This window comes from Nonomuraea lactucae (genome assembly GCF_003313395.1).
Lineage (GTDB): Bacteria > Actinomycetota > Actinomycetes > Streptosporangiales > Streptosporangiaceae > Nonomuraea > Nonomuraea lactucae.
Map to the genome: position 1 here is coordinate 1 of NZ_QNFZ01000972.1, position 11,117 is coordinate 11,117.

The following is an 11,117-nucleotide window of genomic DNA, read 5'->3' on the forward strand; positions in this document are numbered from 1 at the left end:
CGCCACCCGAAGGCGGCGGCCCAGCCGGTGCGGCGCACCGGCTGGGGGCCGGCCCCTCGGCGACCCCCGCCGGAGCGGCTAGTGGTCCTCACCCTGCGGGGGCAGCACCGCCACGACCGGGTGGTCCTTCTCGATCTTCCCCACCTTGGACGCGCCGCCGGGCGAGCCCAGGTCCTCGAAGAATTCGACGTTCGCCTTGTAGAAGTCCTTCCACTGCTCGGGAAGGTCGTCCTCGTAGAAAATCGCCTCGACGGGGCACACAGGCTCGCACGCGCCGCAGTCCACACACTCGTCGGGGTGAATGTAAAGCATGCGCTCGCCCTCGTAGATGCAGTCGACGGGGCACTCCTCGATGCACGCCTTGTCCAGGACGTCCACGCAAGGCTGCGCGATGACGTAGGTCACCTCGAGCTCCTTCTTCTCCGCCACCATGGCATGTCTCTGACCGCGGTTTGCTAGTCCCTAGTATTGCCGTGCTTGCCAGCAGCCCGAAACGGAGGTGGCCAACTCGTGGCCGCACGTCTCACAGTGGCCGTCACCGAGGCCGATGTCGGCTCGCGGATAACCACGCGCAGACGGGTTCCCGGGGGGTTCCGCGACGCGGTCGGGATCCTCGAGTCGTGGGAGTCAGGCGTGTTGAGGGTGCGTAAAAAGGACGGCACGGTCGTGGAGATCTTCGCGGAGACGCTGGTCGCCGCCAAGGTCGTTCCGGCCGCGCCTCCTCGACCTGGGCGGATGTAGCGGCGAGTATTCGCTGGGTGACCGTACGTATTTGTGCCGCTGCGGCAGCCATCCTCGTCAGCGCCGGATGCGGCGCGTCCACTACAGAGGCCAAGCCGCTCCCGCCCGTCAACGTCAAGGCGATGTCCATGAAGGAGGGCTTCGGCGACCTGGAACGGCTCGCCGAGGCCGCCAGGAGCGAGGGCGCGCTCAACGTGATCGCGCTGCCCCGCGACTGGGTCAACTACGGCGAGATCATCGACACCTTCGCCGACAAGTACGACATCAAGGTGAACCAGCTGGAGCCCGGCGCCAGCAGCACGCGGCAGATCGAGGCCGCGGGACAGCTCAAACCGGACGTGTTCGACCTGACGCTGGACGTGGCCGTGGCCAACGCCGCGAGGTTCGCCCCGTACAAGGTGCAGGGGTGGCTGGACCTGCCCGACAACGTCAAGGACCCGTCAGGCGCCTGGTACGCCGCCTACGGCGGCTACATGTCGATCGGGTACGACCCGCGCGCCGTCACCGCCCCCGCCACCTTCACCGATCTGGTCAAGCCCGGCTACACCGTCGCGCTCGACGGAGACCCACTGCGCTCGGCGGCGGCCTTCGAGGGTGTGATGGCGGCCTCGCTGCAGAACGGCGCGCCGGATCCGCAGCGCGGGGTGCAGCTGTTCGGCAGGCTCAGGCAGCAGGGCCGGCTCACCGAACCGGCCAAGGCCAACACGATCGTGGGCTGGGACCACCTCAACGCGGCCCGCAGCGCCATGCAGCCCGGCGCGTGGAAGGTGACCATCCCGAAGGACGCGCCGCTCGGCGACTATCACATCCAGGCGATCAACAAGGACGCGCCGCATCCGGCGGCGGCCCGGCTCTGGCAGGAGTTCATCTTCTCCGACGAGGGCCAGAACCTCCTGCAGAAGGGGTTCGCCCGGCCGGTCCGCGCCGAGGCCATGCTCATGCGCCGCACCCTCGACACCGAGCAGGCCGCCAAGCTGCCCGTGGCTCCCGGCCCGCCCGTCCTGCTCACGATCCCCCAGTTGGACGCGGGTAAGTCCTACCTCAAGAGGGAATGGTCGAAGAGCGGCGGATGAGACCAATGTGACTTTGTATGTCATTGGGACGCTCAGCCTCTAAAGTGAACGGACAGCACGGCCACGGGGGCCCGATGTCTGACGAATGTGAGCTGATCGTCTTGCGATACGACACACCGAGCTTGGAACGGTGGAGCAGTCGCGCCCTCGACGGCAGCTTCGGCTACGTCTCCCCCCAGGGCGCCCCCCTCGTGGACCTGCTCGACCCACGGCCGGGCGAGCGCGTGCTGGACCTCGGCTGCGGCACGGGCGTGCTCACCGCGCAGCTCGCCGCGCGGGGCGCCGAGGTGCTCGGCATCGACGGCTCCCCCGCCATGATCGAGAAGGCGCTGGCGCAGCACCCGGGCATCGACTTCATCGTCGGCGACGGCCACGACTTCACCGTGGCCATGGCCTACGACGCCGTCTTCTCCAACGCCGCCCTCCACTGGATGAGCCGCGACCCCGCGGCCGTCATCGCCAGCGTGCACGAGGCGCTGCGGCCCGGCGGGCGGTTCGTGGCCGAGATGGGCGGGGCGGGCAACTGCGCGGAGCTCACCGCCGCCATGCTGACGGCCTGGCGCGAGTACGGCCTGCGCGAGCCCGACCTGCCGTGGTACTTCCCCACCCCCGCCGAGTACGCCCGCCGCCTCGAACGCGAGGGTTTCGTGGTGCGGCTGCTCGAATACTTCGACCGGCCCACCCCACTCGACGAGTGCCCGGGGGGCGCCGCCGACTGGGTGCGGATGTTCGCATCCTCCGTGCTGGAGGGCCTGCCGCCGGAGACCGTCGCCCCCCTTCTCCAGCGGGTCAACGAGCTGGCCGCGCCCGCGCTGCGCAGGGAGACCGGCTGGATGGCCGACTACGTGCGCCTACGCTTCGCCGCCGTCCGGCGTTGATGCGTAGTCCATGATGCGTAGGGGAGTTTTGCCAGACTATGGTCTGTTCCGGGGGCGGCGAGACATTGGCTGCACCGCTGTACGCACGTTGATGACCTTACGACGACACGGCGGCGTGAGGGGCTGGTGAACGGAACGGGATGAACTTCTGCCTGAGCGACCTCGTACCACCGCTGCGGTGGAGCGACGCGTCCACGATCACTCTACTCACCGGGCAGCCCGACCTGCCGGACGCCTGGTGGCGCAGCCTCCCCCTCACCCGCGTGCTGGCGGCCATCGGCCCGGAGGGCCTGGGTGAGCTGCTCACGGAGATCGCTCTGGAGCGGTGGCCCGCCGCCGCCGTGGGCGACGTCCTGCCCGCGCTGTACGTCCTGGACCCCGACGAGGTGGACGAGCCGCACATCGCCATCGCGCTCGACCGGGCGGGGTCGTGGGCCGGGCTGCTCGCGCTGACGAGCAGGGAGCTGCTCGACCAGCCGTTCATCCAGGCGCGGGCGGTGCTCGGCACGCTGTTCTCCGCGGTCCTGGTACGGGTCTCGCCCACTCCCTCCCGCAGGGCGGGCGAGGCGGCCAGGCACGGGGCGGAGACGAGTGAGCCCGCTGAGGAGCCCGCCGGGGCCCAGGACGAGCAGCCGGTGCAGTCTGCGGAGCCCGCTGTGTCCGCGAAGTCTGCGGAGCCCGTGGAGCCTGAGGACGAGGTCTCCGCAGCCCTTGACGCCTCCGAGGAGGATGACGACTCCGCCGACGCCGAGGCATCCCTGGACGAAGCACCCCAGGAGGGCGAGGCGATCCCGGAAGGTGAGGCGTCCCCAGAGGGTGAGGACTCCCTGGAGGGTGAGGACTCCGCGGAGGCTGAGGCGGCCGACGGAGTGGACAGCCTCCAGGAGGAGGCGCCACCCGCAGCGGCGAACTCCCAGGAGGAGGCCGCCCTCGCAGCCGAGGGGGCTGAAGGCGCGGACGGGCCTGCGAGCGGCGAGGCCGCCGCCGACAACGACCCCGCCGACAACGCGCCCGCCGACGACCCGGCCGCGGGCGACCCCGCCGCGGACGACGACGCCGACGAGGAGGCGCCCGTCGAGGAGGCGCCCGACTACAGAACCCCCGAGGATCACGAGCCCGCCGAGGCCGGTTCGCCGGACCTGCCCGAGCTCATCGAGGCGGCGTTCGCCGGGCTCGACGACAAGACCTGGGCCGTGGCGCAGAACCGCGTCTTCACCGACCAGCCGTCCGCCGTGGACCAGCTGGCCAGGCTCTTCGCCGTTCCGCCCGCCGAGATCGACGAGACCGAGGTACGGCTCCGCGCCCGTCTGGACCGGTGGCTGGCCAGCGACGAGGCGGCCCCGTACCGGGCGCACCTCGACGAGCTGCTCCACACGATCGGCCCGGCGGCGCCCAAGGAGCGGCTGATCAAGGCGGCCGACTGGCACCTCAAGGAGATCCGCGCGCTGGAGGTGCCCGCCTGGCAGTTCGTGCTGGCCACCATGACCCCACGGGAGAGCGAGGGGGGCGGAGCGGCCGACCTACCGCCCCCCGCCACGCCGTCGGCCTTCTCGCCGCCGGGTCAGGCGGCGGCGCACCCCTCGCTGGGAAGCCCGTTCGCGGCGCTGCCGCAGGCCGACGGGCCGACACCCGGCTCGCGGTTCCAGGCGTTCGCGCCGGCCGTCCCCGTGAAGGAGGAGACGAACGGGGTGTCGGAGGACGGGGCCGGCAAGCCGTACCAGCCGCTCAAGGACGTCTCTCAGACGCGGCGCTGCTTCCGCCAGCCCGACGGGCGGTGGTGGCTGCGGGTGGACGTCACGGCCGAGCAGCTCGCGGGAGGCGAGTGCCCGCTGCCCACGGGGTTCGCCGCGTACCTGGGGCTCTCCCCCGGCGAGAGCCGGGCGGTCCGGAGCGCGGCGGGAGAGCTCACCATGACCTGGCACGGCAGGCCCGTGCTGGAGTCCGTGGAGCGGCTGCTCGTGGACGTCGGAGCGAAGGAGGGCGGCCACCTGTTCCTCACCCTTTCGGACGAGGGCGTGCTGCGGGCCAGGCACCTGCCGGTGGCCGCGCAGGGCGCCGAGAAGATCACCAAGGCGCTCCGCCTCGTCGGCTACACCGCGCCGGGAGGGACGCGCGAGCAGGCCGCCCGGGTGATCGCCACCAGGATCGGCATGGCCGGCCCGGTGGTCCTGCCCGACCTGATCACCAGGCTCCGCGAGCGCGGTGACCGCGACCTGCTCGACCTCTTGGACTGAGCCGTGCCGCGGCTCGCGATCGGCCCCGAGATCCCCCGGGAGCTCAGCGCACTGGCCCAGCCGGTGCGCAGGGACGCCATGGTCGCGCTGCGCCGCTTCCTGTTGCACGTGGCGGGAGGGCCACATCCCGAGCGGGTCCGGGGCGCCAGGGACGCTCGGGTCGCCACGCTGCGCCTGGCCGACGGCCATCGCGGCGTCGTGGTGCGCCAGCGGGACGTCTACTGGCTGCGCACGGTGCTGCCCGACCCGGAGGCCTGGTCGTGCGCGCGCCGGCTCAGGTACGGAGTCAACCCGGTGATCGGCGTGGTCGAGGAGTGGGACGCCGAGGCCCTGGAGCGCGTCGAGCCCGCGCTGCGCCGGTCCGCGGGCGGCACGCGGCTGTTCGACCCGATCTGCGACGGCGACCTGCTGGCGCTCGGCATCGACGTGCGAGCGCTACGGCTCGTACGGCTCATCACCACCGAGGCCGACGTGGAGGCGCTCGAACCGCTGCTGCCGCCCACCCAGCACGCGCCGCTCGCGGCGCTGGCCCGAGGCGGCTCCCTGCACGAGGCATGGCGCGAGCTGGACGGCTGCCGGGCCTTCGACGAGCCCCCGGGCCCGATCGACACCGACGACCTCCACGCCGCGATGCGCCGCAGCCCGGACCAGGCGGTGTTCGTGGCCGACAAGCTGGAGCTGGAGCGCGTGGTGACCGCCCCCGAGTGGTGCACGTTCCTGCATCCGCCGCAGCACCGGCTGGCCCGCGCCACCCGCTACGAACAGCCCGTGCTGGTCATCGGCGGCGCGGGCACCGGCAAGACGCTCCTGGCCCTGCACCGGGCCGCCCATCTGGCCGTGCACGGCAAGGGTCCGGTGCTGCTGGTGACGTTCTCGCAGAGCCTCGGCGAGGACCTGACCGCCCGGCTGGACGCGCTCATCCCCGACGAGGCGGTGCGCAAACGGGTCGAGGTGGACAACGCCGAGCGGCTGGCCCTTCGGATCGTGGCCCACGAGGAGGGCCGCCGCCCCGCGCTGGTGGGGCCAGGCGCACGCAGTCTGGCCCAGCTCACCGAGGAGGCGCTGCGGCTGCTGTCGAGGACGACGGGAGACCTTCTCGACGACGTGGATCCGGGACGCAAGCCGTACCGTCACATCGTCGTGGACGAGGCCCAGGACATCAGCACCGCGCAGTGGCGGCTGCTGCGCGCGGCGGTGCCGCACGCGCACGACGACCTGTTCGTCGTCGGCGACCCGCACCAGCGCGTCACCGAGACCCGGGTGGCGCTCGGCGCGCTGGGCATCCCGGCCGCGCAGCACACGCTGCGCGTCTCCTACCGGCTGCCGCAGGAGGTGCTCTCCTTCGGCATGCGGCTGCGCGGAGGCGGGCCGGTGGACGGGTTGGTGAAGGGCCTGTCCCGGCTCTACGGGCTGCGCGCGACGCGCAACGGCGAGCGGCCGCTGATCCGCGCGTACGACTCCGCGGAAGCGGAGCTCGCGGGGCTGGCCGCCACGGTCCGCGCCTGGCTGGAGGAGGGCGTGCCCGCCGGCGAGATCGCCGTGGGCGTCCGGACGCCGGAGCTCATGCGGGCCGCCCGGCGGGCGCTGGGCGAGCTGGAGGTGCGGGTGGCGACGTTCCCCAGCCTGAAGGGGCTGGAGTTCGAACGGGTCGCCCTCGTCGGGGTGGCGGAGGGCGTCGTGCCCGAGCCGACGCCCGACGACCCCGCCGCCCGCGCGCGTGCTCTGCAACGCGAACGCGGCATGCTGTACGTGGCCTGTACGAGGGCACGCTCACTGCTTTACATATCCCATTCAGGAAGAGGAAGCCCCTTTCTGTCGTTCTGATCACATAGTCTGAACTGCGGATATCTATCCCATTGCCGGTTGGACTCCAATGAACCTCAGCCTGAGCGACCTGACGCCACCGATGCGCTGGACCCCACCTGGCCAGGTCGCGTCCGTCGTGGAAGAGCCCCAGCTGCCAGAGGCATGGTGGCAGGCGATCCCGCTCGACCGCGCGTGTGCCATCGTCGGCACGCAGACAGTGGCGGGCCACCTCGCCGATCTCGCCGTGGCCTGCTGGGGTCACCTGCTACTCGGTGACATCCTGCCGCTGCTGCGCTTCTCCGACCCCGCCGAGGCCGAGCGGACGCCGGAGACGCTGGGCAAGGACGTGGTGCAGAAGCTGTTCGGCGGGGTGTTCGAGCGGCTGCTGGAGCCCGCCGCCGACGTTCCGGTGCGGCCGGCCCGCCCCGACAGGCCGCTGCCCGAGCTGATCGACGGCGTGTTCGCGGCGCTGGACGACCGGCAGCGGGCCATCGCCCGTGACCGCCTCTACGCGGGCCGCCGGGCCACGCTCGACGAGCTGGCGCAGCGGTTCTCGGTGACGCGGGAGCGGATCAGGCAGATCGAGCGGGACCTGCGCGACCACGTCGACGCCTGGCTGGGCGGGCCCGAGGCGGTCTCGCTCGTGGCGCACGTGGCGTGGCTGCGCGGCAGGCTCGGCTCGGCCGTGCCGTCCGACGACCTCGCGGCGGCCGTCCCCTGGCACCGCACCGAGCTCCGCACGCTGGGCATCCCCGCCTGGCGGTTCGTGCGCACGCTGCTGACCGGCTACGAGCAGACCGACGGCTGGCTGATCGCGGGCGGCGCCGACGAGCTGCGGGAGAAGACGCGCCAGCTGTTCGCCGACGGCCCCCGGCCGCTCGCCGAGGCCGTGGCCATGGTCAGCCAGCTCGGCGTGCGCGAGGACGTGGCCGAACGCTGGATCAAGTCGGTGCCTCAGCTACGGGTGCTCGACCAGCACGTGGTGCCGTGGCCGCGCAGCATCAACGAGAAGGCCGAGGCCGTGCTGACGGTGGCGGGTCACCCGCTGACACCCGAGGAGATCCAGGAGCGCATCGGCGAGGACTACAGCCTCGTCGGCATCCGCAACCAGCTCACCGCCGACGAGAGGTTCCGCCGGGTCGACCGCAACAAGTACGGGCTGACCCGGTGGGGCGGCGACGAGTACCTCGGCATCAGGGAGATGATCGCCAGGGAGATCGAGCGCGCCGGCGGCGAGGCCTCGGTCAGCACCATCGTCACGAACCTCACCTCCCGCTACGACGTGAGCGAGAGCTCGGTCCGCGCCTACTCGGGCGGGCCGGGGTTCGAACGCACCCAGCGCGGGTGGATCAGGGTGGCGGGCACCTCGCCCACCGGTGAGGCGGAGCCGTACCAGCCGCGCAAGGACGTCTCGGAGACCCGGCGCAGCTTCCGCAGCCGCGACGGGCGGTGGTGGCACCGGGTGGACGTCAACGCCGAGCACCTGCGCGGCTCGGGCTCGCCGCTGCCCACGGGGTTCGCCGCCTACCTGGGCATGGCGCCGGGCGGGCAGCTGACCGCCGCCACGCCCTCGGGCGACGTGGTGATCAGCTGGCACAACCAGCCCACCATGGGGTCCATCAGGAACGTACTGGCCGACTTCACGGCGAACGAGGGCGACCACGTGTTCCTGACCGTGTCCGACGGTGGTGAGCTGCTGACGCGCTACCTGCCGGCCGCGCCCGTGGCGATGCCGCCGCTGAACCGGGCGCTGTACCTGATCGGCTACACCGCCCCGGTGAGCTCGGAGGCGGAGGGGCTGCGGCTGATCGGCGCCCGCATCGGGCTGCCGGACACGGCGGCGCGCGAGGAGGTGCTCGCCCGGCTCCGCGAACGCGGCGACCGGGACATCCTCGGCTTCCTTGGCGGCTGACGGGGCGCGGTTAGGCTCTGAGGATGCTGCGGATCCACGACACGAGGGCCGGAGAGACCGGGGGCGTCACAACGGCCCGCGCGGTGCGGATGTACACGTGCGGCCCCCGCCTCGACCGGCCCGCCCACATCGGCGACCTGCGTCCTCACGTGCTGTCCGACCTGATCCGCAGGGTCCTGGAGAGCCGGCGCGTACGCGTGCTGGCCTGCCGCGACGTCGCCGACCTCGCCACCGCGGCGGGCCAGAGCGCCTCCCTGCGGGATCACGAGGAGGCCTTCGGACGCGACGCCGCCGCCCTGAACCTCCTGCCGCCGGAGCACGCGCCACGGGCCGGCGAGACGGCCGACGCGGTGATCGCGCTCATCGCCAGGCTCGTCGAGCGGGGGCACGCGTACGCGGCGCCGGACGGCACGGTCTACTTCGCCGCCGCCGCGGCTCCCGACCCGCGCGAGCGCTCCCAGGCCGACTGGCCCCTGTGGGAGCCCCGCGACGGCGACCCGTCCTGGGACGCCCCCTGGGGCCGCGGCCTGCCCGTCCGGCACGTCCAGCGGACGGCCCTGTCACTGCGCTTCCTCGGGGAACGCATCGACATCCTCGTCGGCGGCGACGACCCGCGCCACCACGGGCGCCAGCGCGCCCAGTCCGACGCCGCCGCGGGCCACCAGGTGGTCCGGCACTGGGTGCACACCGGCCCGGCGCTCGCGGCGCCGGGTGTGCCGCTCTCCGAGGTCGTCGAGGCGGGCCTCGACCCGCTCGCCGTACGGCTGGCCTACCTGGAGCACCACTACCGCGACCAGGCGAACCTCACCTGGGACCGCCTGCGGGACGCCGACCGCGGGCTGCGGCGATGGCGGGCCCGGGTGGCAGGGTGGGCGGAGTCGCCCAGCGCCCCCATGGCGTCCGGCCACGTCCAGCGGGTGAAGGCCGCCCTGGACGACGACCTCGACACGCCCACGGCTCTCGCCCTTCTGCGTGATCTCGAACACGACGAGTCGGTGACGCCGGGCTCCAGGTTCGAGTCGTTCCTGCACCTGGACCGGATCCTCGCCCTCGACCTGTCCACAGACATCGGCCGCGCGTGATCATTGCCCCGATCACACCCTTCTGTTACGGCACGGCCAACTGGGCCGCCACCCGCCGCACGTGGCCGAGGGCCTCCAGGAGGACGGCCGCTGACCGGCACATGGCCGGGCGCCGATACGCCGCTCACACGACCGTCTGGGTGGTTCAACCGGGACCACGACGCCACCCCCTTGCCCAGGGGATCTCGCCACACCCCCAGGACCCACCACCCACCACCGGACCGTGCCGATCGGCCCGCGCCGCCCCCTGAGGTCGTCGGCCCGAGACGCCCTTGAGGTCGTCGGCCGAGACGCCGGTCCGGCCTCCTCACCCGCCTTCCAATCCCTCCAAGCACCCTGCGTGACCGGTTGTGGAAAGGGCGTGTGGAGTGCCGGAGCAGTGATCGCGGGCTGTCAGACTTGTGGTCCGGCGCGGGAGATCGGAGGATCGGTGAGGTTGAGGCCCTACGCGTGGATGCCGTCGCCGCTGCGCTGGGCGGCGCGGGTGCTGACCGTGCTCCTCGCGCTCGCGCTGGTGCTCGGGGGCGTCGTCGTCTACACCGTGCGGAAGTCGTTCCCGCAGGTGGAGGGGGCGCTTCGGCTGCCGGGCTTAGCCGGGAACGTGGAGATATATCGGGATAAGTCGGGGATTCCGCAAATCTACGCCGACACGGCCGAGGACCTGTTCATGGCGCAGGGGTTCGTGCACGCGCAGGACCGGTTCTGGGAGATGGACTTCCGGCGGCACGTGACGTCCGGGCGGCTGTCGGAGCTGTTCGGCAAGGCGACGCTCGACAGCGACAAGGCCATCAGGACCATGGGCTGGCGCAAGGTGGCCGAGCAGGAGCTGCCCGAGCTGTCCGAGCGCACCCGCCGCTACCTCGACTCCTACGCCAAGGGCGTGAACGCCTGGCTCAGGGCCAACCCCAACGCCTCCGACCGCAGCCTCGAATACTCCGTGCTCAAGGTGCGCAACGGCGGCTACAAGCCCGAGCCGTGGACCGCGCTCGACTCCGTCGCCTGGCTCAAGGCCATGGCCTGGGACCTGCGTTCCAACCTCGAGGACGAGATCGACCGCGCGCTCATCCTCACCAGGCTCCCCCGCGAGCGGGTCGAGCAGCTCTACCCCGGCTACCCGTTCGACGAGCACGCGCCGATCGTCACGCAGGGCGCGATCGTCCAGGAACGGTTCGACCAGCGGGCGACCCCGCGCCGCGAGGGGGCGCGCCCGAGGCGGGACAACGCGCCCCAGCGCCTCCAGCAACGCCGGGAACGCGCCGGACAGCAGGACGTGCAGGGCGGCGGGCAGATCCAGGAGACCCCTGAACCCGGGAAGGCCGGGGAGCCCGGAGACGCCGGGGAGGCCGGGGAGGCGGGGCGGGCGGGCGCCGCGGCGCTGGCCCGGGCGGCCG

The 11,117-nt window shown here is 72.5% G+C and carries 9 protein-coding genes; 8 read left to right on the top strand and 1 reads right to left on the bottom strand.

Annotated elements, in window-relative coordinates; translation table 11 throughout:
• Nucleotides 1-78: 78 nt before the first annotated feature.
• Nucleotides 79-405 carry a ferredoxin gene (gene fdxA, locus DQW85_RS34345; protein WP_113703930.1) on the bottom strand — a complete coding sequence of 109 codons (327 nt, stop codon included), beginning with the start codon at nucleotides 403-405 and terminating at the stop codon, nucleotides 79-81.
• 105 nt (nucleotides 406-510) lie between these two features.
• On the opposite strand from fdxA, the gene DQW85_RS34350 reads away from it, so the two are divergent.
• The 8 genes from DQW85_RS34350 to DQW85_RS34385 form a co-directional block, all read left to right on the top strand.
• Nucleotides 511-741, top strand: a complete 231-nt coding sequence (locus DQW85_RS34350) for a putative acetyltransferase (protein WP_113703924.1) — start codon at nucleotides 511-513, stop codon at nucleotides 739-741.
• Nucleotides 742-758: 17 nt separating this feature from the next.
• Complete coding sequence (locus DQW85_RS34355; RefSeq protein WP_240197615.1) at nucleotides 759-1,814, top strand: ABC transporter substrate-binding protein; 1,056 nt, start codon at nucleotides 759-761, stop codon at nucleotides 1,812-1,814.
• 74 nt (nucleotides 1,815-1,888) lie between these two features.
• Nucleotides 1,889-2,692, top strand: a complete 804-nt coding sequence (locus DQW85_RS34360; RefSeq protein ID WP_240197616.1) for a class I SAM-dependent methyltransferase — start codon at nucleotides 1,889-1,891, stop codon at nucleotides 2,690-2,692.
• A gap of 140 nt (nucleotides 2,693-2,832) precedes the next feature.
• On the top strand, nucleotides 2,833-4,926 hold the full coding sequence (locus DQW85_RS34365; RefSeq protein WP_113703926.1) for a hypothetical protein: 2,094 nt from the start codon (nucleotides 2,833-2,835) through the stop codon (nucleotides 4,924-4,926).
• Nucleotides 4,927-4,929: 3 nt separating this feature from the next.
• Nucleotides 4,930-6,750 (top strand): UvrD-helicase domain-containing protein, encoded by a 1,821-nt coding sequence (locus tag DQW85_RS34370; protein ID WP_113703927.1) that lies wholly within the window; start codon nucleotides 4,930-4,932, stop codon nucleotides 6,748-6,750.
• Nucleotides 6,751-6,799: 49 nt separating this feature from the next.
• Nucleotides 6,800-8,644: a sigma factor-like helix-turn-helix DNA-binding protein gene (locus tag DQW85_RS34375; protein ID WP_113703928.1), complete on the top strand. Its 1,845-nt coding sequence runs from the start codon at nucleotides 6,800-6,802 to the stop codon at nucleotides 8,642-8,644.
• A gap of 23 nt (nucleotides 8,645-8,667) precedes the next feature.
• Complete coding sequence (locus tag DQW85_RS34380) at nucleotides 8,668-9,726, top strand: cysteine--tRNA ligase (protein ID WP_113703929.1); 1,059 nt, start codon at nucleotides 8,668-8,670, stop codon at nucleotides 9,724-9,726.
• Nucleotides 9,727-10,156: 430 nt separating this feature from the next.
• The coding region (locus tag DQW85_RS34385) for a penicillin acylase family protein (RefSeq protein ID WP_240197617.1) at nucleotides 10,157-11,117 on the top strand (961 nt) is incomplete at its 3' end.

What these genes read in the sequence shown, in the direction of transcription:
- DQW85_RS34375 (WP_113703928.1), top strand. Translation starts at nt 6,800, where the DNA reads ATGAACCTCAGCCTGAGCGACCTGACGCCACCGATGCGCTGGACCCCA.
- DQW85_RS34380 (WP_113703929.1), top strand. Translation starts at nt 8,668, where the DNA reads ATGCTGCGGATCCACGACACGAGGGCCGGAGAGACCGGGGGCGTCACA.
- DQW85_RS34360 (WP_240197616.1), top strand. Translation starts at nt 1,889, where the DNA reads ATGTCTGACGAATGTGAGCTGATCGTCTTGCGATACGACACACCGAGC.
- DQW85_RS34365 (WP_113703926.1), top strand. Translation starts at nt 2,833, where the DNA reads ATGAACTTCTGCCTGAGCGACCTCGTACCACCGCTGCGGTGGAGCGAC.